A 20,996-nucleotide genomic window follows, 5' to 3' on the forward strand; every position below is an offset into this window, starting at 1 on the left:
AAGCGCCGGGACATCTTCCGAAGTATTTTCGTCAGCCTTAAAAAAGAAAAAATGACGTTAAACCGAAAACTCCTTTCGATGATCGTCGTGCTGTGGATTGGCCTCGGGGCAATCGGCGGGTTCGGCGCGTGGAAAACGCGCTCAACCATGCTCGCCGACCGCCATGAACAGTTGAAGACGCTCGTTCAGCAGGCACAGACGCTCACCACGCACTACTACAATCTCGCGCAGCAGGGCGCTCTGAACGACGCCGAGGCGCGCAAAGCGGCGCTCGCGGCGCTCGCAGAATTGCGCTACGGCCAGGGCGGCTACATCGGGATCATCGATTCGCATCTCGTGATCGTGATGAATCCGTTTTTGCCGCAAATGGTCGGCAAGGACGTGAGCCACATGATGGACGGCGCCGGGCAGCCGCTCTTTCCGAAACTCGTGGCAGCAGGCAACGAGCCCGGCGGCGGCTTCGCGGACTACGTGGGCCGCAAGCCGAACAGCGATATTCAGGCGCTCAAGACTAACTTCGTCGTGCATTTCGAGCCGTGGGACTGGTACATCGCAACCGGTATGTACATGGACGACATCGACCACCAGTTCCATGAAGACCTGCTGATCTGGTTCGTCGTCACCGCGTTGCTCGGCGGCAGCTGCACGCTGGTGATGGCGTTGGTGGTGCGCAGCGTCTTGCAGGCATTGGGCGGTGAAATGGAGGTCGCTGTAGCGGCGGCGTCGCGCATGTCGCAAGGCGATCTCGTGGAAAGCGTTCCCGTGCGCAGCGCCGGGCGGCCCAGCCTGATGCTGGCGCTTTCCACCATGCGTGACGGGATCGTCCAGACCGTTGCGCGCGTGCAGGCGAGTGCGGAGAACATAAACGTAGGTGCCGGGGAAATCGCGGCGGGCAATACGGATCTCTCCAGCCGCACCGAAAAGCAGGCGGCGGCACTGGTGCAGACGGCGTCAAGCATGGAAGAAATGACGGCCAACGTGAAGCGTAATGCCGACAGTGCCGGACACGCAGCGCGCCTTGCGAGCGAAGCCGCCGACGTGGCACGGCGCGGCAGCGAGGCCGTCGATGGCGTCGTGCTGACCATGGGTGACATCACGAGCCGCTCGCGCGAGATCGCCAATATCGTCGGCGTGATCGACGGCATTGCGTTTCAGACCAATATTCTCGCGCTGAATGCTGCGGTCGAGGCGGCGCGCGCGGGCGAGACCGGACGCGGCTTCGCCGTGGTCGCAGCGGAGGTGCGCAGCCTCGCACAGCGCTCGGCGGCGGCGGCGCGCGATATCCGGGATCTGATCGGCGCATCCACACACGCCGTGGAAATCGGTGCCGGGCAGGTGTCGAATGCGGGCGCGACGATGGGCGACATCGTGCAGTCGGTCACACGCGTGCACGCCATCCTAGAGGAAATCAGCAGCGCGTCGCAGGAGCAGAGCGCGGGTATCGAACAGGTAAGCCGCGCGATCGGCGAGATGGATCAGGTTACGCAGCAGAACGCGGCGCTCGTCGAGGAGGCCGCCGCGGCTGCGCACTCGCTGCGCGATCAGGCAGCCAGCCTGCGCGTGGCTTTGGCAGGGTGGCGAACGTAGAGCCGCGTGACTGCAGTGTAAATATCGTTCTCAGAAGTCAGGGCGACGCGAAATGTTGCCCGATTCCAGCGCCGCAACGCGTGCGCGCATCTCTCGATTGACGTTTGGCCGTTTAGCCGTTTCGACGGACATCCGCCCCATAGCGCAATGCAACACCCTTCGCCACGCGAGTTTTGACGGACTGCCGGTTCGTCAACTCGTGGGCATCGCGATGTTCTTCCGGCCCTTTCAGCGCGGTTCTACCGTGTGGCAAACAGACTATTCGTCGCCGTGTGCATTCCATGCACATCGCCGAAAAAAATTTCGGCCGACGACGCACCTTCCTGGAACCATCTGGAATCGCCAGCCAGCCTGGAGACAAAGCTATCCGGCACGCGCCACGCGTGCGCGGCAACGCGATTGGATGCAACCTGATTTGCATCGGGTTTAATTCGTTCTTCTTCTGCAAAGCAGGTTGACGAGACAACAACTACAGGAGACCGGTTGTGACGACCCTCGAACTCAAATATCGAAGTGATGCCTGTGATCAGGAAGGGGCGGATGCAGGGCGATGGCATGGCGCGAACAGCCGCGCCGCAATTCGACTCGTTGCGTATATAAAAAATCCTGCGCGCGTAGGATAAAACGTACTCTTTCGTCAGTATCGCGACAAGACCGTTTATGTCAGGTGGTTTGAGCTAACGCTTGGTTGGCAGGAAGGCGGCGACGCCGCGCGGCTGCTGGCGTTGGTCGGGCCCTAAGCGATGCAGCCGTGACGTACAGGGAAAGCGATTTTACTTTTTTCATGACGCAATCTTGCTCGACCAGTTCGGCAACGTTACAGTGCCGTTTCTTGCAGAATTGGGATAGTTGATGCACGAATTGGATAGTTCACTAAAGGACGGTGGAATAGTCTGCGCGGAACGATCTTGATCTCGATCAAGTGGTGATCAGGCACTAAAATAGAGCGGTCGAAAAGATGGAGGCGGTGCGAATGCACATGTACGAAGACGGTATGCGGCTCCGCAATGCCAATTACACCCCGCTGACAGCTGTGGACTTTTTGGTTCGCGCACTGGACATCGATACCGAGTACGCATCCGTCGCGCAGGTCGTAGCCGAGGCTCAGAGCTGTGGCGACCTGATCGCCCATGGCGATGCGAATTTCCAGTATCTGCTTGCCCTCGATAAGGGGGACACCATCGCGTTCGACTACAAGTCAGGTACGACTGGCAATCCCAGGGGCGTGGTCTATCCCCATCGAGCGTATCTGACGGCGACGAGTCACGTCCTCGAATTGGACCTGGCAAAGCCGTCCGATCTACCTGTGGACGCTGCCCACACGTGCGCTTCTGTGAGTTGCCTGAGATATTGACGGGTAACTTTCCATAGTTCGCCTTGCGTAAGCAGCGGACTTCCGTCAGCGCAATTGATCAGGACTATTCCGCATTGTTGATTGGGGAAATGCATGGTTTGATTGTTGGTCGGAATGCAATACTGGCTAACATTTCAGTCCAGCTTCTGGTCGGACATTTCTGAACTGTGAAATAGGTGACACAAAGAGAGGACCTGAGTTGCAAGCTGAATCCAATGACGAATCCGACCCTTTACTTGCTGCCGAGCTGTTTCAGACACGTGACATAGAGCAAGCCCGGCAATGGGGGGTGCGTACGTTTTGCGAAAACGAACTTCGACACATTGACGTTCGCAGCGAGCTGAATGCACGCCTGCTATATCGGAAGTATGGCTCCATCGGCATCGGACGAATGACTTACGGTGGCGAAGTCACAATCCGACCTGATACGTTCGATGATTTCTATCTAGTGCAAGTGCCGCTGAGTGGTGGTGAGCGCATCACCCATGGCAACGAGACTATCAACTCGTCGCCCACTGTCGGTTCGGTACTCAATGCCAGGCAACAACACGAAATCAATCACAGGACGGGTACTGAGAAATTGATTCTCCGTATTGATCGCGATTTGGTGGAACGTTTGTGTGGGCAGCTTCTCGGTAACGGTGCGCAGACGAAGGTGGAATTTGAAACTGCTATGCCACTGGATTCCGAATCCGGCAGGCGGTGGGCTTCCACCATGCAATGGTTGTTTGACTACCTGGGGGGAACTCAATCGCCATCGCCTTTGTTGACGGCACAAATCGAGCACATGATTGGCTCGCTGTTGCTCATCAGCCAGGCAAGCAATCATAGCTCGGCACTGAATGAAGATCGCTCTCGTTCCATAACCCCGTCGTTTATCAGGAAAGCAGAACTTTTCATCGAAGAGCGGGCGCATGAGTCGATTACCGTAGGGAGCATTGCGGAGCACGTGGGAGTTAGTACCAGTTCGTTATACACAGGATTCCGTAAGTATAGAAACACATCACCCATGCACCTGTTAAAGAGCATCAGACTCAATAGGGTGCGGGAGCAGTTGTTGAAGTCTGATGCCAAAAACACAACAGTTACAGCAGTAGCGTACCAGTGGGGGTTTTCCCATCTAGGGCACTTCACCACTGACTACAAACGTTGGTTTGGCGAGAGTCCGGGTGAAACCCTGGCCCGCTAAGTCGATAAACCCACTGACTGCAACTGCCAATATCGGTCCCCGCTGCATCCGGAAATACCTCGGGACTGTCCTCGCGCTTGCGTTTCGCCTGCCTCGTCATCGTGGGCGGACTGCAATCCAGTGGGAAGCGTCGCTATTGACTCGATGCGCAGAACAGGATGCGGCTTGCGTCGATCACCCCTGTCGCCGACGATTCCCGGACCATGCTGACAAGCGGGCTGACTACCATTGCACCATGGGCTTGTCGGTCATCAGGGCACTGCCCGTCCGGCTCTATATCCTGATCCTTGAATCGCAACGGTTCTCTGCAGACGCCGACCCGGTCGCCGGCTTGAATTGCTGTTAACTTCGACGCACTCTGCGGATATTCCTGCTCTTTGGCGGGAATATCCGCGGGGACGCCAACAAGCTGGCGCTCGCTGAACTGCCGGTGCCGAACTGCACGACCTTGAGCCGTCGCGCGCAGACCCTCAAGGTCGCGCTTCCAGCGCAACGTCCGAATGAATCCATGCACCTCGTGCTCGACAGCACTGGCCTGACGGTCTGCGTCGAGGGTGCGTGGAAGGTAGGCAAGCGCGGCTGGTCCAGGCGCCGTACCTTGCGCAAGGTCCATATCGAGGTGGACGTGAACGCCGGTCGGATCTGCATATAGATTAGTGCGGGCGTGTTCAACCGCACGATGTCGCTCGCGCACCCGCTGTCCGCCGTATCGCCTGAGATCGAAAACAGAATGTTCACTTTGCCTTTGCGTTCTATTTGCGCAACAACGCCTCGCAGAAGCCCCGTTTTCTCTTATCAGGATAAACCCTGGAAATGTATGTTGAATGCACGGACGGGATAGATCGCGTAGTCATTGGAGTGTCTGAATCTGGGTGAGGAAATAGTATTTCCTTGCGGTCACTCTTTACCGGGTCCGCAAAAGATCCGGTGCAAAACCGTACCGGTAATAAAGTGTGTTCAACACACGCCCCCTAGATATCCAGGAGACACATAGATGTCCGATCAGCCGGCTGTTCGTCGTCGCGTTGTTCAACATTCGATCAGCGACAATCGTTACAACGATGCAAAGTCGCAATCGCAATATCAGCCCTACAAGGACGCGGCATGGGGCTTCATCAACCACTGGTACCCGGCGATGTTCAGCAAGGAACTCGTGGAAGTTGTCGACGGCGAAGGCGGTGATGAAGATATCATCCCGAGTGTGAAGGGCATTCAGATCGCAGGCGTTCCCATCGCGCTGCGTCGCGTCGACGGCAAGGTTTTCGCCGTCAAGGATCAGTGCGTGCACCGCGGCATTCGCCTGTCCGAAAAGCCGATGTGCTTCAATAAAGAAACGATCACGTGCTGGTACCACGGCTTCACGTTCAATCTGGACGACGGCAAGCTCAGCACCATCGTCGCCAATCCGGAAGACAAGTTGATCGGCACGACCGGTATCACGACTTATCCGGTTGAAGAAGTCGCGGGCATGATCTTCGTCTTCGTGCGTGAAGACGACTTCCCGCTCGAAGACGTTCCCCCGTTGTCGGACGACCTCCCGTTCCGCTTCCCGGAAAACTCCGAGCGTTTCCCGCACCCGCTGTGGCCTGCAGCTCCGTCGATCCTCGACGAGGGTGCCGTTGCGCACGGTATGCACCGTACGGGATTCGGCAACTGGCGTATCGCGTGCGAAAACGGTTTCGACAACGCACACATCCTGGTTCACAAGGATAACTCGATTGTTCACGTGAACGACTGGGTGCTCCCGCTGGGCATTCTGCCGGTCGCGGACGACTGCATTCAAGTCATCGAGGACGAAACGGGTCCGAAGGGCATGATGCAATGGCTGTTCACTGACAAGTGGATGCCAGTCCTCGAGAACAAGGAACTGGGCCTCAAGATCGACAACCTGAAAGGTCGCTTCTACCGTACGTCGGTGGTTCTCCCCGGCGTCCTCATGGTCGAAAACTGGCCGGAAGAGCACGTCGTTCAGTACGAGTGGTACGTTCCGATCACGGACGACACGCACGAGTACTGGGAAGTGCTGGTCCGCGTCTGCCCGACCGAGGAAGATCGCAAAAAGTTCAAGTACCGTTTCGATCGCGTTTACAAGGAACTCTGCTTGCACGGGTTCAATGATTGCGATCTCTACGCTCGCGAAGCCATGCAGCACTTCTACGCTGACGGCACGGGCTGGGACGACGAGCAGCTGGTGTCTACCGATATTTCGCCTGTCACGTGGCGCAAGCTGGCCTCGCGCCACAATCGTGGCATCGCGAAGCCGGGCAAGGGCACATACGGCTCGGTGAAGACCCACAGCACACGCTTCAAGGACACGGCTGACGGCAAGCGCCCCTCCTACTTCGTGAATCAGGTCTGGTTCTAAGCGTGTATTGACTGGGGTTCGACTCTCGAACCCCTAACAAAGCGGTCCTCGTAGCACCCCTGACGCCCGGTGATGAGGATGGAGTGAAGTTCACTCCATCCCTGGTCTTCATCCACATTTCTGCGTGCGTCAGGGCCTGGACCTGACTTAACTATCTTTAGCCTTCTAATCCGTAATGAGCAGCATTCCAGGCGAACTGCATAACCTCGAAATCTATGATCTTTCGCTGCTGATTCGCAATGGCGAAGTCAGCCCGATTGAAGTCACGAAGGCACAACTGGCCCGCATAGAAGCGCTGGATACGGATTTGAAAAGCTACGCGCGCGTGACTCCGGAAGTAGCGATGCAGCAAGCGCAGCAGGCATCGAAAGAGCTGCAAGCCGGGAGCGTCAGAAGTCCCCTGCACGGCATTCCGCTCGCAGTTAAAGATCTGTTCGATACCCAGGGCGTCGTTAGCGCAGGCGGTATGCCGATTCACGCACAGCGCGTGCCTGCGGAAAACGCGACGGTTGTGCAGCGCCTGCAAGATGCAGGGTCGGTAATGCTGGGTAAGCTTCAAATGACGGAAGGCGCATTTGCCATCCACCATCCGACGATCCCTGATCCCGTCAATCCGTGGGGGGGCGCGCATTGGTGCGGCGCTTCATCGTCGGGTTGCGGCGTCGCTACCGCGGCTCGGTTGTGCTATGGCACGATTGGGTCGGACACAGGTGGTTCGGTGCGCTTCCCTAGTGCAGCTAACAATCTGACTGGATTAAAAACCACCTACGGGACTATCAGCCGTCACGGTGCGATGGAGCTGGCTGCGTCGCTGGATCACGTGGGTCCCATGGCTCGCTCTGCCCGCGATGTGCTTCTTCTTCTTGCGGTTATCGGGGGCCACGATACACAACGGTTGCTCGCCACCATCGACGAGCAACGATTCGCTGATTTCCTGAAGGGCTTTAAGGGATTGCGAATTGGCATGGATGAGTCGTGGATTTCGGATGGCGTCGATCCAGTGATCCAGCGCGCGATTCAACAGGTGAAGGTCATCCTTGCCGAAGCAGGCGGGACGATCAAGAGCATCAAGGTGCCGGATACACGCAAAACCAGTTCCAACTGGGAGCTTCACTGCGGGGTTCAAACGGCTGTTGCTCATGAGGCGACGTACCCCGCCAAAGCCGGTGAATACGGTCCCGCACTGGCCCGGTTGATTGATCAGGGACGCGAACTCAAGGCCGTCGACTACGAGCGAATCATTCGCGATGCCAGACAGTTCACGCGAGAGATGGACGCCGTATTCGCCGACGTGGACATCGTATTGGCTCCGGTACAACCGTATGCGGCTCCGACTTACGAACAGTTGGCGGGCCTCGCTTCCGACCCGGAAGCTAATCGAAGGCTGATTCAATTTACGTCGCCGTTTAACGCCTCGGGTCATCCAGCGTTGTCGGTACCCATCGGATTTACAGAACCTGGATTGCCCATCGGAGGGCAACTAATCGGCCGCAAGTATCAAGATGACCTGCTATGTATGGTAGGCATGGTACTGCAGAGCCACAGTGATTGGCATCGTCAGGTCCCCCCTGGATTGGCTTGATTGTTTTTGAATACGTTTTATTTCTGGATTTAGTCATGACCCAAGCCCACCAGATCACTGTTAATTTCGCTGATGGTGTCAGCCATACCTTTGCCGCTGAACCGGGCGAAAACATTCTTGATGCTGCTATCAGGGCCGAAGTGCCCGTGCTGTATCAATGCCGGGCCGGTGCCTGTGCCTCCTGCACGTGCAAGCTCGCAGAAGGCGAGGCCACGAACATTGCCGGCGCGAGTTCGACGCTGCTGGCTTCGGAGTTTGCGGAAGGCAACCGTTTGCTGTGCGTTACCAAGGCCGATTCCGATTGCACGTTCCAGGTCGCATACAGCAGCGAAGTGGGATCGAGCGTTGCACAAGAGGTCAGCGTTTTTATCGACTCTATCGAGCGCATCGGTTCGAACGTCATGCGGCTGACGGTGGAACTGGCTGAAGGCAATTGGCTTGAATTCCGCCCCGGTCAGTTCATGCAGATCACGGTGCCGGGATTGGGCGTTCTTCGTTCGTACTCGCCGTCGTCTACGTCGCTGACGCTGCCCAAGATGGAATTCCTGGTCCGTCTGCTGCCCAACGGCGCGATGTCCACGTACCTCGAAAATCAGGCGCAGGTTGACGAAGTGCTGAAGCTGAAGGGTCCGTACGGTGCATTCTTCCTTCGCGAAGAACACAAGCGTAGCCCACACATCTTCGTTGCCGGCGGCACGGGACTGGCCCCCATCATGTCCATGATCGATAGTCTCCGGCAGGCGGGGGGTAAAAAGCCGCCGATGCTGCTCAGTTTCGGCTGTGCGGTTCCGGAAGCGCTTTTCGGTCTGGAGGACATCGAGTTGCGGCAGCATTGGTTGCCCACGCTGAGGACCCGCGTCTGCGTTGACCGTAATGCCACGGAAGGCCTGCATCAAGGTTCCCCGGTCTCGGCACTCAAGGAGGAGGACGTTACGGACCCCAATACCGTGGCCTACCTGTGCGGCCCCCAGCCGATGATCGACGCAGCAACGACGCGATTGATTGAATTGGGAATGAAACCGGAATTGATTTTCGCAGAGCAGTTTGTCGCGTCGAACTAAGGAAGCGAAGATGGAATTCAACCCTACGAAACAAGTGCCGTTTTCAGCTCAGCAGACCGAATGGTATGAGAAAGCGAAAGCCAGGCTGAACCCGAAGCGTCTGCAAAAACTGCTGTTCGAGTTGACGAATATCCATAGTCCTACGGGGGCAACGCGTGATGCTGCAGATTACATGCAGCGTCACATGGAAACGGTCGGCCTCGAAACGAAGACTCATGATCTGTCGCCGATCAGTCGTTCCGTGATGGGGGAATATCGCGGTTCGGGTGGCGGCGCATCGTTGCTCCTCTACGCTCCGCTCGACACGCACCTGGATCGCACGAAGGAGGAAGAGATTCTTTCTGGTGAGGGGCAGGAGGCGGATGTGCAGCCCTACGCACAGCAAGTCGACGACTGGGTATTTGGCCTCGGGGCTTCGAATCCCAAGGGCATGATCGCTACGCATACCGAGGTGTGCACGGCACTGCTCGAAGCGGGTATCCCGTTGAAGGGCAATCTCCTGCTGGGTATGGCGGATGGCGGCATGCCTGTCGATATCAAAGAGCGCCATTCGGGTATGTCCAACGGCGTGCTGGGATTGCTGAATCGTGGAATGTATCCCGATTTCGCGATCATCATGAAGCCGTGGAACTGGGTTTACCACGAAGAGCCGGGCATGGCCTGGTTCAAGATTCGCGTGCGCGGCACCATGGGCTACGCAGGCATTCCCCATGATGTTCCGGGCTTCCGGTCGTCCGTGGTTCCCGCAGCTACGGTGATTCAGGAATTGCAGGCCTGGCTCCCCGAGTACACGAAGCGCAATACCTCGGGCGTCATCGCCCCGCATGGCTGGATTGCAGGGGTGCGCGGTGGCCAGATGGAAAGGCCTGCGTTCCCTTCGGCTGTAACCGACATCTTCTTCGACGTGCGCGTCAATCCGCGAGTCAGCCCCGCTGATGTCAAGGCGCAGTTCGCAGCGTTCATTGCCGATCTGAAAGCTCGCAAGCCCGAACTCGAACTCGATTGGGAAATGTACGGCTCGGTCCCTGGCGGTACCACCGATCCGGACAACTGGATCATCCAGTCGGCCAAGCGCGGTTGGGAGCATATAGAAGGTCGTCCGCACGGTACGCCTGATTATCTGGCTGGCCAGACTGATGGCGCAGCGCTCCGTCGCTACGGTGTGCCGACTGCGCGCATCGGTTGGCCGTGGCCAGCTACTGGCGCTCCGATGCCGGTCGCTGAAGGGTTGGGTGGTATGGGGGCCACCTACGTGCCAGATCTCATGCCCTGCGCTGAAAAGATTCTGTACGCAGTGGTCGATACGCTTACGCGCGATCGAAGTGAGCTTGGTCTGTAAGTGCGTAATCCTGAGCCAGAAAACGAGAACGGAGACAAGAGATGAAGAACGACAAGGATCAGCCGTTCGTCGATTTAACGATGGCAGACGCCGCACGGGCTTTTCACGACGGTTCGATGACAAGCACGCAATTGGTGTCGGCATGTCTGGAACGCATTGACTCAGGTAAAGACCTGAATGCGTTCGTTACCGTCGACGCCGAAGGTGCGCTGAAGGCGGCTGCAGCGGTAGATCAGGCCCGGAAGATGGGGAAGCCCATGGGGCCTTTGAGCGGTATCCCAATCGTCGTGAAGGACAACATTCATAGCGCGGGTCTTCGCTGCACTGCGGGTAGTCCCGCTTTCGAGAAGTTCGTTCCTGCTGCGGACGCGCCGACATTGCGCAAACTGCGTGAAGCCGGGGCCATCGTGTTGGGCAAGACGAACATGCACGAACTGGCCTATGGCGCTACGGGCTATAACGGGGCATTCAATACCGGTGTGGGTCGTGGCGTTCGTAACGCATACGACCAGTCGAAGATTGCCGGTGGCTCATCCTCGGGTTCGGCTGCGGCTTTGGGCGCTCGTATGGCGCTAGGCGCCCTGGGTACCGATACGGGTGGTTCGATGCGTATTCCCCCGGCCTTGAACGGCGTGGCATCGCTGCGTCCGACATGGGGACGCTACTCGGGTCTGGGTGTGATTCCGATCGCCAGGACCCGGGATACGGTCGGCCCCATGGCATTGAATATGAACGACGTAGCGTTGCTTGACGGCGTAATCACCGACGACTACGCAATGCCCTCCGTCAAACTCAGTGAACTGCGGTTGGGGCTCCCCGCTGAGTTCTGGGAAAACCTCGATCAGGATACGCGTGAGGTAGCGGGATCGGTCGTTACAAAACTCACTCAGCTGGGTGTGACCTTCGTTGATCTGGGGCGTACGGGATTGATGGAGCTGAACAACGCCGTTGGCTTCCAGGCCGTGGTTGGCGAGTCGCGATCCAGCATGGAGGAATACCTGAAAGAGAATGGTCACACGATGACCATTGAAACGCTGGCGAAGAACATCGATAGCCCAGACGTAAAGTGGATTTACGAAAACTGGGTGCTGCCCGGGAGGTTCCCGAATGCACAAGGCGAACTCGCGGATGTTGCCCCAATGTACGAACAGGCACAAAAGGCAGGCGGCGGACGAGATGCCTTGCGCTCTCGCTACGTCGAACTGTTCGAGCAACATCAGCTGGATGCGCTGATGTTCCCCACGACCGCCTGCGTGGCACCCGCAGCTGATGACAGCATTTACGAGGAAGAGAACTTCCGTCGCCTCATTCAAAACACTGAGCCGATGGCCAGTGCGGGGCTCCCCGGATTGAATCTGCCCGTGGGCAAGGGTTCGAGTTCAGGACTTCCCGTCGGAATGGAATTCGATGGCCCCACGAATTCGGATCGACGCCTCCTGGCCATCGGGATTTTGCTGGAAAGCATTTTGGGCTGCATTTCGCGACCCTGATGAATTTCTGTCGATGGAGTTGATTGCGGTGCCCGAGCACATCCCGGCCCCGTGACGGACCTGTGAGTTGCTTCTATTGGGATTGAACAGAGATGATTAACGCGCTGAGTTACATCGTGGTGCAGACACCGCATATGCAGGCATGGATCGATCAGGTGACAAACCACATCGGCATGCAGGTCGAAGTACTCGAAGCTGGCAAGACCATGCGCATTCGTGCGGACGAAAAGATCCAGCGATTCGTCGTCACTGCAACCAGCGGGGAGTCGACGATGGGCATGGGCTTCGAAGTGCCGGATGCTCCGACCATGGCGGCCTGCACGATGGCACTTGAAGCCGCGGGGTACAAAACCACGCCGGGTACCGCTGAGGAAATCGAATTTCGTGGTGTGCAGGACATGGTGCACTTCGTGGACAACGATGGTCTCAGGCTGGAAATCGCCCATGGCTTGAAGGATGCATCGACTGAATTCAAACCCGGTCGTCCTATCGGTGGATTCCGCACCGGCAAAATGGGCCTCGGCCATGTGGCATTGATTACCGGGCACTTCGAAGCGATTTCGAATCTTTATCGCAACGTGTTGGGCATGAAGCTCACCGATTACACGTACAAGCCGTTCAAGGTCGAGTTCCTGCACTGCAATCCCAGACATCACACGATTGGCATTGCTCATACGGGGCAGCCAGCAAAGATCTATCACCTGATGCTGGAATACAACGACTTCGATGACGTGGGCAGGGCCTACGACATCGCGTTGCCGAATCCGGATTCCATCGGTGTCACTTTGGGTCGCCATATCAACGATCACGCGACCTCGTTCTATCTGAAGAATCCTGATGGCTGGATGTTCGAACTCGGCTGGGCCACTCGCACCGTGGGACCGGACTGGGAAGTCGAAGAACTGAAGGGCATGAGCTTGTGGGGCCATGATCGGACATGGCTTCCCGATCACAAGCGCGAAGAAGCACGACAAATTCTGAGGGATCTGGCAGCCGAAGGTATGCGAGCGCCCGTCGTTCTCCCCGAGAATCAAACGCAGCTGAAACAAAATACGAAGGATTGAAGATGAATGCCACTGTAAGCCCCGAGATTGCGAATCAGATTGAACTGGGTGAGTTCACGCTGAACTATCACGATCAAGGTCACGGCGAACCGATTCTGTTGATTCACGGTTCAGGTCCTGGCGTTACCGCATGGGCTAACTGGCGCGGCATCATTCCCACGCTGAGCCAGAAAGCACGGGTCGTCGCTCCGGATATGCTGGGGTTTGGCTATACGAAGTGCTCCCCCGATGCGGTGCTCACGCCTGCCACGTGGGTGCAGTCGCTGATTTCCCTGCTCGATGCACTGAAAATCGACCGGGTGTCAGTGGTGGGCAATAGCTTTGGCGGTGCCATCGCATTGGCACTGGCCAAGGCGCACCCGGAGCGTGTGAATCGTCTGGTTCTGATGGGTGCGGCGGGTATCAATGCTCCAATCAGCGAAGGGCTTGAGAAAGTGTGGGGCTATACGCCGAGCCTGGAAGCCATGAAGGGATTGATGGAAGTGTTCGCCTACGACCACTCGATCATTACCGAAGACCTGATTCGCATGCGCTACGAAGCCTCGATTCGTGCCGACGTACAAGAGCGATTCGCCCGTCTGTTTCCGGCGCCGAGGCAAAACGGCGTGGAGATGCTGGCCCTTGCGGAATCCGACTTGAAGGGGATCACGAACAAGACGTTACTCATCCACGGCCTGAACGATCAGGTGATTCCGGTCGAATGGTCGGAGCGCATGGTTCGTCTGCTTCCCCATGCTGAACTGCACACGTACGGCGAGTGCGGCCACTGGGTACAAATTGAAAAGGCTGAGCAGTTTTCGCAGCTGGTTTCGAATTTTCTGATCGGCAACTAACGGGGCGCCAGAAACAGTATGGAAAATCTCGACGTTAAGGGCCGCTGGCAAATCCTCGCGTGGGAACAGATCTTCGACGATGGTCGCGTCACCTATCCGATGGGCCGGGAACTGGAAGGGTTCATGGAGTACGGTCCGAACGGCATGTTCTGTGCCATCACCAGGAAGGATCGAGCGAACTTTACGACCGGGGGCCAATGGAACGCGTCGGACGCGGAAAAGGCCGGCGCCTACAACACTTATCTGACGTATGCCGGTGACTGGAACGTCGAAGGCAACGTAGTGACACACAAGGTCAAGCATTGCCTGTTTCCGAACTGGGTAGGCGGTGAACAGAAGCGCTATGCAGAACTCGACGGCGATCAGTTGTCGTTGACCACGCACAAGCTGGAAGCAGGGACGTCGGAAGCCCGCGTTGCCCGTCTGACGTTCAGACGCGTTTAAGGCACACGTATGCCAGCTATTCTTGAGTGCCTGTCCCATACGCCTTTGCATGGGTATTTCGACCCTAAGCCCGAAGTGGTGGCCGAAGTTGCCCGGGTCAATGCAGCCTCGCGGGAACGTGTTCGTGCCTTCGATCCTGAGCTGGTGGTCGTGTTTGCTCCCGATCACTACAACGGATTTTTCTATGAGTTGATGCCCAGCTTCTGTGTTGGCGCGAGGGCCGAGGCCATTGGCGACTACAAGAGCCTGGCGGGGACGCTTCCCGTTCCGGCAGAAGAAGCTCGGGCAATGGTCGAGTATGTGCTGAGCCGCGATATCGATATGGCGATTTCCTATCGTATGTCGGTGGATCACGGCGCAGCTCAAGCCCTGGAAGAAGTCACCGGTGGACTCGATAACTACCCAGTTATTCCGGTGTTCATCAATTCGGTGGCTCCACCGATGTCGACGCTTCGACGGTCCCGCATGATGGGGCAGGCCATTGGCGAGTTTCTGAAGTCGACCGGCAAACGCGTGCTGATCCTGGGTTCGGGTGGCATATCGCATGAACCACCGATTCCCGAGTTGAAGGGCGCTACTCAGGAAATTTCTGATCGCCTGATTTACACCGGGCGCAATCTCAGCCCTGAGGCCCGGGATGCCAGACAGGAGCGGGTGATCAACGCAGCCAAGGCGTTCACAGCAGGAGAGGCCCCGAACATGCGGGCGCTGAATCCTGAGTGGGATATGGCATTCCTGAAGATGATGCAAAACGATTTGCTGGCCGTTGACCGGTTGAGTAATGACGATGTATCGAGGGACGCAGGCAAGAGTGCACACGAGATCCGCACCTGGGTTGCGGCCTTTGCCGCGCTGTCTGCGTTCGGCGATTACACCGCAGAGATCGATTTTTATCGCGCCATTCCTGAATGGATCGCGGGATTTGCGTGCATGCACGCATCGCCTAACGCCTAAGGAGCGCACGGATGCAACAAGAGAGACTGAAGGCAATTGCGGCCCGCCTTAAGGAAGCCGAAGCCAGCCGCCAGGTTATCGCGCCAGTGCGCGGTGAAATCGCATTGGATGACATGCAGTCTGCCTATGCGGTGCAGCAGATCAACGTGGATGCGCGGGTCGCTCAGGGCGAGCGAATCGTGGGTCGCAAGATCGGCTTGACATCGCTGGCGGTGCAGAAGCAGTTGGGTGTCGATCAGCCGGACTTCGGTGCGCTGTTCGCCTCCATGACGTACGGCGACTCGCAGCCGATCCCGCTGTCGAAATTGATTCAGCCAAAAGTCGAGGCCGAAATCGCACTGGTGCTCAATCGTGATCTGACGCACGAGCGCCATACGTTTGCCGATCTGATCGGCGCCACGGACTACGCAGTGGCCGCGCTGGAAGTCGTGGACAGCCGAATTCAGAATTGGGACATCAAGTTCGTGGATACCGTTGCGGACAACGCTAGTTCTGCGGCTTTCGTGTTGGGCTCGCGTCCGATACCGCTGTCGCAAATCGATCTCACCGGTTGCGCAATGCGGCTCGAATCGGTCGGTCAGGTTCTATCCACGGGAAGCGGTGCTGCATGCCTCGGCAATCCGCTGAACGCTGCAATATGGCTGGCTGATCGTATGGCCGCACTGGGTACGCCGCTGCGTGCTGGTGACGTGGTATTGACCGGCGCATTGGGTCCCATGGTTGCAGTCACCAAACCGGGTACTTACACCGCAGTGATCGAAGGTCTGGGCAGCGTTCGCGCAACTTTCATCGAGTAAAGAATATGACAAAGAAACTCAAAGTAGCAATCATCGGTTCGGGCAACATCGGCACCGACCTGATGATCAAGGTGATGCGCAACAGCAAGTACCTGGAGATGGGTGCGATGGTCGGTATCGATCCGAAGTCGGATGGTCTGGCTCGCGCGGATCGTCTGGGCGTTGCCACCACCCATGAAGGCGTCGAAGGACTGACTCGTCTGCCGGTGTTCGCCGATATCGATTTCGTATTCGATGCGACTTCGGCGGGTGCTCACGTGAAGAACGACGCGTTTCTGCGCGCCTTGAAGCCTGGTATCCGGATGATCGACCTGACGCCGGCGGCAATCGGTCCGTACTGTATTCCCGTGGTGAACGGCGAGGCAAACGTCGATGCACTTAACGTCAACATGGTGACGTGTGGTGGTCAGGCCACGATCCCGATGGTGGCTGCGGTTTCCCGGGTCGCCAAGGTTCACTACGGCGAAATCATTGCCTCGATCTCCAGCAAGTCGGCTGGCCCCGGTACCCGGGCGAACATCGACGAGTTCACGGAGACCACGTCGAAGGCTATCGAAGTCGTGGGCGGTGCATCGAAGGGTAAGGCCATCATCGTTCTGAACCCGGCCGAACCCCCGGTCATTATGCGCGACACGGTTTATACCCTGTCGGAGCTCGCAGATCAGGCAGTTGTAGAGGCCTCCATTGAAGAAATGGTCAAGGCCGTGAATTCGTACGTCCCGGGCTATCGTCTGAAACAGAAAGTGCAGTTCGACGTGATCAGTCCCGAGGCACCGTTGAACGTTCCGGGGTTGGGCAAGTTGAGCGGATTGAAGACGTCGGTATTCCTCGAAGTGGAAGGCGCCGCACACTATCTGCCCGCCTATGCCGGCAACCTGGACATCATGACCAGTGCAGGTATGCGTACTGCAGAGCGCATGGCTCAATCCATGATGAACGCGTAAGGAGCCATCGCAAATGAGCAATCAAGGCAAGAAACTCTACATCTCCGACGTGACGCTGCGCGACGGCTCGCACGCCGTTCGCCATCAGTACTCGATCCAGAACGTGCAGGACATCGCACGTGCGCTGGACAAGGCAAAGGTGGATTCGATTGAAGTTGCACACGGCGACGGCCTGCAAGGTTCGAGCTTCAATTACGGCTTCGGTGCTCACTCCGATCTGGAGTGGATCGAAGCGGTAGCCGATGTCGTCACGTACTCGAAGATCGCCACGCTGCTGCTCCCCGGCATTGGCACCATTCATGATCTGAAGGCGGCATATAACGCTGGGGCACGTGTGGTTCGTGTCGCTACGCACTGCACGGAAGCGGATGTGAGCAAACAGCATATCGAGTACGCGCGTGAACTCGGTATGGATACCGTGGGTTTCCTCATGATGTCGCATATGACGACGCCGGAAGCACTGGCCCAGCAAGCGAAGCTGATGGAAAGCTACGGCGCTACCACGATTTACATTGTCGACTCCGGTGGCGCACTGTCGATGAATGATGTGCGGGATCGGTTCCGTGCCGTTAAGGCTGTATTGAAACCCGAAACGCAAACGGGTATGCATGCTCACCACAACCTGTCGCTGGGCGTTGCCAACTCCATCGTTGCAGTGGAAGAAGGCTGCGATCGTATCGATGCGTCGCTGGCGGGTATGGGTGCCGGTGCGGGTAACGCCCCGCTCGAAGTGTTCATTGCCGCCGCCGAACGCATGGGCTGGAATCACGGCACGGATCTCTACACGCTGATGGATGCGGCAGACGATATCGTGCGCCCCCTTCAGGATCGTCCGGTGCGCGTGGACCGCGAGACCCTTGCTCTGGGTTACGCAGGTGTCTACTCGTCGTTCCTGCGCCACTCGGAAGTCGCGGCTGCAAAGTACGGCTTGAGCACGGTCGATATCCTGGTCGAGCTGGGCAAGCGTCGTATGGTCGGCGGTCAGGAGGACATGATCGTGGACGTGGCTTTGGATTTGCTCAAAGTGAAAAATTAAAAACGGTGACGCTCAGGCTTCGCTGCAGGAGGCGACTCCCTCCAAAGTAGAGGGAGTCATACATCGCGGTCCCCATGGACATAGCGTAAATCACAGTGCCGCAGCAAAGGGCGAGCGCTGACAGGTGAGGAGAATCAGGTAGTGAAAATCAAACAATCTGCACTGCTTATCGGTGTGATGGTGGCAGCCACCGCCAACGCACAATCCGTTTCAATGTACGGGCTTATTGATTCGGGTGTCATGTACACCTCGAATGTCGGTGGTAAAAAACTGTTCTCCATCGATCCGGATAGTCAAGCGCCTGATCTGTTCGGCTTGTTCGGAACTGAGGATCTGGGTGGCGGCACCAAAGCGATCTTCAAGCTCGAAGGTCAGTTCAACATGAACACCGGTGCGATGGTGAACGGACTGTTCGGTCACTCTACCTACGTCGGCGTCGAGGACGAAAAGTGGGGCAAGCTGACGGCCGGCAATCAGATCGACTTTATGTTCGATTCGCTGGTTGTGGACCGGTGGGGCCCTGCATTTCCGATCGTCAACGCAATGAATCTGCGTCAGAGCTCGTTCCAGGGATTGAACAGTCCGCGTATTCCGGGCAACGGTTCGTTCGACTTCGACCGTCTCCTGGGCTCGGCGGTGCCGAACTCGATCAAGTACCAGAGCCCGACGTACGACGGTTTCTCCTTCGGGGGCCTGTATAGCTTTGGCGGTGTTGCGGGTAGCTTCGGTACGAATTCGGCACAAAGCTTCGGGGTCAACTATCACAATGGCGGCTTCTCGCTGAACGGTGCCTATACGTACATCAAGTATCCGGAACTGAACAACGGTAACGACGGTATCCGGAATTTTGGTGTCGGCGCATCGTGGATGTTGGGCGCTGCTGAACTTGCCGCCCTGTATACGAACACGGCTAATACGCAGAACGGTGCGCGCATTAACGTGTACGAAGCGGACGTCACATACGCGTTTTCCACTCCGCTGCATGCCCACCTCTCGTATCAGTACCAGAAGGGCAACGACGTGTTGAATGAGCAACACGTGAATCAGGAAACGCTGTCGCTTATCTACCTGCTGTCGAAGCGCACGAGCCTGTACTCGACGCTGGCATTCCAGCAGTCGTCCGGTGGACCGGCATGGATTCTGATGGCATCGGGTCCCGCATCAGGCGGCCGTCAAACCGCGTTCAGCCTCGGCCTTATCCACTCGTTCTGATCTGGATCGGCAGACCTGTAATGAAAGTTCCTGACGCGCAGAGCATCAGGAACCATCTGAAGGAGACACAGAGATGAGCAACAATCGAACGATGCGCGCTGCACGCGTTCACGACGCATCGGGTAGCTTCACTATTGAGACTATTCCGTATCCGAAACTTCAGCGTCCCACGGATGTGATCGTTCAGCTGAAGGCATCGGGTGTGGTTCCGAATCTGCGCAACGTCATCAGCAACTATGCGAATGACAAAGCATATCTGACGCTGCCCGATCTGCCGGCAATCTTCGGTCTGGACGCATCAGGCGTCGTGGCCGAAGTCGGTAATGCAGTGACGGGCCTCAAGGTCGGTGATCGCGTATACATCAATCCGGGTCGCTCATGCGGTTCGTGCCACGCATGTCGCGTAGGCGAAAGCATTTTCTGCGAAGCCTATACGTTCCAGGGCTACTTCGGCTTCGGTCCGAAGTCGAAGAAAGTGTACGAACAATACCCGTATGGCGGTTTCAGTCAGTACGCTACGGCACCGGCGGATGGCCTGGTGAAGCTTGGTAACGAAGTCAGCTTCGAAACCGGCGCACGTTTCGGCTATCTGGGCACGGCATACGCAGGTCTGCGCAAGGCTGGTGTTGCAGCTGGTAAGAGTGTTCTGATCATCGGCGGTACGGGGACGCTGGGTCTGGGCGCAACGCTGATTGCACGGGCTATGGGCGCGACCAAAATCCTGGTCGTTGCCCGCAACGAAGAAACACTGGCCCGCGTAATGGCTATCGATCCCCGGCGAATCTCCACGTTTGCATCCGGTTCGGGCGACATGGCTGCATGGGTCAAGGAGCAGACGGGCGGCGTTGGCGTTGACGCAGTGGTGGACGCAATCGCCCCGAGTCCGACCAACATGCACGTGACGAAAGACGCATTGGGTTGCCTGCGTCGCGGTGGTCGCCTCGTGGAAATTGGCGCACAGATCAATGAAGTGCCGATCAACATGCACGAAATGATGTGCTCCGCGCTGTCGGTCATCGGGTCACTGTGGTTCACGGTCGGTGAAGGCCAGGATCTGGTGAACATGATCGAAGCAGGTACGCTTGACGTATCGGTTTTCGAGAACCACACGTACACGCTGGATCAGGCAAACGAAGCGCTGCGCGATGCAGAAAAGCGAGCCGGTGGTTTCGTCAATGTGGTCATCACTCAGTAACCGGGAGTAAGAAGATGGTACGTCGTGTTGTTACTGGTCAAAAAGACGGTAAGTCTGTGATCCTCAGTGATGGTGAAGCGCAAGGCCATGAATTCGCCGCGGTGCCGGGATTCAAGACCACACAGGTGTGGGCTACCGATCCGTCAAACGTTTTGCCGCATACCGGTGGTGATCCGGTTGGACAGTCTGTTTCAGTGCTGCCCGCGTTGAATGGTTCGCGATTCATGATCGTGCAATTTCCGCCGGATTCAGTGATGGCGGACCCTGGGTTCGACGGAGCCGCTGCTGGTGCCGAATATGCCACGGTGCTGCCGGGTCTCGCTGAGTGCTTCGAGCCGGATGGTTCGGGATTTCACATCACCGATTCGATTGACTACGATATCGTCCTGGCCGGTGAATTGACGCTTGAACTGGATGACGGTGAAACACGTGATCTTCGGGCGGGTGACATCGTGATTCAGAATGGCACGAGACACGCCTGGCGCAATCGCAGCCCGCAAGCGGCTGTGATGGCTTCGGTTCTTCTCGGCGCCCCGCGCAAGTAACCATT

Annotated in this window: 18 protein-coding genes and 1 pseudogene; all 19 read left to right on the plus strand. The window is 57.4% G+C overall.

Annotation, left to right across the window (positions count from 1 at the left end; all coding sequences use genetic code 11):
- Positions 1 to 51 precede the first annotated feature (51 nt).
- The 19 genes and pseudogenes from D1Y85_RS11000 (at position 52) to D1Y85_RS11090 (ending at position 20,991) form a co-directional block, all read left to right on the plus strand.
- The gene (locus D1Y85_RS11000) at positions 52 to 1,587 is read left to right on the plus strand and encodes a methyl-accepting chemotaxis protein (RefSeq protein ID WP_124151086.1); all 1,536 of its coding nucleotides are present in this window, start codon (positions 52 to 54) and stop codon (positions 1,585 to 1,587) included.
- A gap of 973 nt (positions 1,588 to 2,560) precedes the next feature.
- The gene (locus D1Y85_RS11005; RefSeq protein ID WP_185218953.1) at positions 2,561 to 2,941 is read left to right on the plus strand and encodes a hypothetical protein; all 381 of its coding nucleotides are present in this window, start codon (positions 2,561 to 2,563) and stop codon (positions 2,939 to 2,941) included.
- A gap of 199 nt (positions 2,942 to 3,140) precedes the next feature.
- Entirely contained in the window at positions 3,141 to 4,130 is a 990-nt protein-coding gene (locus D1Y85_RS11010; RefSeq protein WP_124151088.1) for an AraC family transcriptional regulator, read from the plus strand.
- A gap of 403 nt (positions 4,131 to 4,533) precedes the next feature.
- Positions 4,534 to 4,776 (plus strand): annotated as a pseudogene (locus D1Y85_RS11015) (transposase); the annotation flags it as partial.
- A 348-nt stretch (positions 4,777 to 5,124) separates the two neighbouring features.
- Positions 5,125 to 6,495, plus strand: a complete 1,371-nt coding sequence (locus tag D1Y85_RS11020) for a Rieske 2Fe-2S domain-containing protein (RefSeq protein WP_124151089.1) — start codon at positions 5,125 to 5,127, stop codon at positions 6,493 to 6,495.
- A 175-nt stretch (positions 6,496 to 6,670) separates the two neighbouring features.
- The gene (locus D1Y85_RS11025) at positions 6,671 to 8,077 is read left to right on the plus strand and encodes an amidase (RefSeq protein WP_124151090.1); all 1,407 of its coding nucleotides are present in this window, start codon (positions 6,671 to 6,673) and stop codon (positions 8,075 to 8,077) included.
- Between the two features lie 35 nt (positions 8,078 to 8,112).
- Positions 8,113 to 9,138 carry an FAD-binding oxidoreductase gene (locus D1Y85_RS11030; protein ID WP_124151091.1) on the plus strand — a complete coding sequence of 342 codons (1,026 nt, stop codon included), beginning with the start codon at positions 8,113 to 8,115 and terminating at the stop codon, positions 9,136 to 9,138.
- A 10-nt stretch (positions 9,139 to 9,148) separates the two neighbouring features.
- On the plus strand, positions 9,149 to 10,477 hold the full coding sequence (locus D1Y85_RS11035; RefSeq protein ID WP_124151092.1) for a M20 family metallopeptidase: 1,329 nt from the start codon (positions 9,149 to 9,151) through the stop codon (positions 10,475 to 10,477).
- Between the two features lie 41 nt (positions 10,478 to 10,518).
- Positions 10,519 to 11,967 (plus strand): indoleacetamide hydrolase, encoded by a 1,449-nt coding sequence (gene iaaH / locus D1Y85_RS11040; protein WP_124151093.1) that lies wholly within the window; start codon positions 10,519 to 10,521, stop codon positions 11,965 to 11,967.
- Positions 11,968 to 12,059: 92 nt separating this feature from the next.
- Positions 12,060 to 13,031: a VOC family protein gene (locus D1Y85_RS11045; RefSeq protein ID WP_124151094.1), complete on the plus strand. Its 972-nt coding sequence runs from the start codon at positions 12,060 to 12,062 to the stop codon at positions 13,029 to 13,031.
- A gap of 2 nt (positions 13,032 to 13,033) precedes the next feature.
- A complete protein-coding gene (locus D1Y85_RS11050) occupies positions 13,034 to 13,864 on the plus strand; it encodes an alpha/beta fold hydrolase (RefSeq protein ID WP_124151095.1) in 831 nt (276 codons plus the stop codon).
- An 18-nt stretch (positions 13,865 to 13,882) separates the two neighbouring features.
- Entirely contained in the window at positions 13,883 to 14,308 is a 426-nt protein-coding gene (locus D1Y85_RS11055) for a lipocalin-like domain-containing protein (protein ID WP_124151096.1), read from the plus strand.
- Between the two features lie 9 nt (positions 14,309 to 14,317).
- Entirely contained in the window at positions 14,318 to 15,262 is a 945-nt protein-coding gene (locus tag D1Y85_RS11060) for a 3-carboxyethylcatechol 2,3-dioxygenase (protein WP_124151097.1), read from the plus strand.
- 11 nt (positions 15,263 to 15,273) lie between these two features.
- Entirely contained in the window at positions 15,274 to 16,059 is a 786-nt protein-coding gene (gene mhpD / locus D1Y85_RS11065) for a 2-keto-4-pentenoate hydratase (protein ID WP_124151098.1), read from the plus strand.
- Between the two features lie 5 nt (positions 16,060 to 16,064).
- A complete protein-coding gene (locus tag D1Y85_RS11070; protein WP_124151099.1) occupies positions 16,065 to 17,003 on the plus strand; it encodes an acetaldehyde dehydrogenase (acetylating) in 939 nt (312 codons plus the stop codon).
- Between the two features lie 13 nt (positions 17,004 to 17,016).
- Positions 17,017 to 18,039 carry a 4-hydroxy-2-oxovalerate aldolase gene (gene dmpG, locus D1Y85_RS11075; protein WP_124151100.1) on the plus strand — a complete coding sequence of 341 codons (1,023 nt, stop codon included), beginning with the start codon at positions 17,017 to 17,019 and terminating at the stop codon, positions 18,037 to 18,039.
- Between the two features lie 141 nt (positions 18,040 to 18,180).
- Positions 18,181 to 19,251 (plus strand): porin, encoded by a 1,071-nt coding sequence (locus tag D1Y85_RS11080; RefSeq protein ID WP_124151101.1) that lies wholly within the window; start codon positions 18,181 to 18,183, stop codon positions 19,249 to 19,251.
- Positions 19,252 to 19,324: 73 nt separating this feature from the next.
- Positions 19,325 to 20,446 (plus strand): alcohol dehydrogenase catalytic domain-containing protein, encoded by a 1,122-nt coding sequence (locus D1Y85_RS11085; RefSeq protein ID WP_221410279.1) that lies wholly within the window; start codon positions 19,325 to 19,327, stop codon positions 20,444 to 20,446.
- Positions 20,447 to 20,460: 14 nt separating this feature from the next.
- Positions 20,461 to 20,991 carry a cupin domain-containing protein gene (locus D1Y85_RS11090; RefSeq protein ID WP_124151102.1) on the plus strand — a complete coding sequence of 177 codons (531 nt, stop codon included), beginning with the start codon at positions 20,461 to 20,463 and terminating at the stop codon, positions 20,989 to 20,991.
- The last annotated feature ends 5 nt before the right edge of the window (positions 20,992 to 20,996 follow it).

Origin of the sequence: Paraburkholderia dinghuensis, assembly GCF_003837865.1 — a bacterium.
Taxonomy (GTDB): domain Bacteria; phylum Pseudomonadota; class Gammaproteobacteria; order Burkholderiales; family Burkholderiaceae; genus Paraburkholderia; species Paraburkholderia dinghuensis.

Bases quoted from the DNA above. Each gene is read 5' to 3' on its own strand.
- mhpD (WP_124151098.1), top strand. From the start codon at position 15,274: ATGCAACAAGAGAGACTGAAGGCAATTGCGGCCCGCCTTAAGGAAGCC.
- D1Y85_RS11025 (WP_124151090.1), top strand. From the start codon at position 6,671: ATGAGCAGCATTCCAGGCGAACTGCATAACCTCGAAATCTATGATCTT.
- D1Y85_RS11090 (WP_124151102.1), top strand. From the start codon at position 20,461: ATGGTACGTCGTGTTGTTACTGGTCAAAAAGACGGTAAGTCTGTGATC.
- D1Y85_RS11050 (WP_124151095.1), top strand. From the start codon at position 13,034: ATGAATGCCACTGTAAGCCCCGAGATTGCGAATCAGATTGAACTGGGT.
- D1Y85_RS11035 (WP_124151092.1), top strand. From the start codon at position 9,149: ATGGAATTCAACCCTACGAAACAAGTGCCGTTTTCAGCTCAGCAGACC.
- D1Y85_RS11020 (WP_124151089.1), top strand. From the start codon at position 5,125: ATGTCCGATCAGCCGGCTGTTCGTCGTCGCGTTGTTCAACATTCGATC.
- D1Y85_RS11005 (WP_185218953.1), top strand. From the start codon at position 2,561: ATGCACATGTACGAAGACGGTATGCGGCTCCGCAATGCCAATTACACC.
- D1Y85_RS11085 (WP_221410279.1), top strand. From the start codon at position 19,325: ATGAGCAACAATCGAACGATGCGCGCTGCACGCGTTCACGACGCATCG.
- D1Y85_RS11060 (WP_124151097.1), top strand. From the start codon at position 14,318: ATGCCAGCTATTCTTGAGTGCCTGTCCCATACGCCTTTGCATGGGTAT.
- D1Y85_RS11045 (WP_124151094.1), top strand. From the start codon at position 12,060: ATGATTAACGCGCTGAGTTACATCGTGGTGCAGACACCGCATATGCAG.
- iaaH (WP_124151093.1), top strand. From the start codon at position 10,519: ATGAAGAACGACAAGGATCAGCCGTTCGTCGATTTAACGATGGCAGAC.
- dmpG (WP_124151100.1), top strand. From the start codon at position 17,017: ATGAGCAATCAAGGCAAGAAACTCTACATCTCCGACGTGACGCTGCGC.
- D1Y85_RS11055 (WP_124151096.1), top strand. From the start codon at position 13,883: ATGGAAAATCTCGACGTTAAGGGCCGCTGGCAAATCCTCGCGTGGGAA.
- D1Y85_RS11070 (WP_124151099.1), top strand. From the start codon at position 16,065: ATGACAAAGAAACTCAAAGTAGCAATCATCGGTTCGGGCAACATCGGC.
- D1Y85_RS11000 (WP_124151086.1), top strand. From the start codon at position 52: ATGACGTTAAACCGAAAACTCCTTTCGATGATCGTCGTGCTGTGGATT.
- D1Y85_RS11030 (WP_124151091.1), top strand. From the start codon at position 8,113: ATGACCCAAGCCCACCAGATCACTGTTAATTTCGCTGATGGTGTCAGC.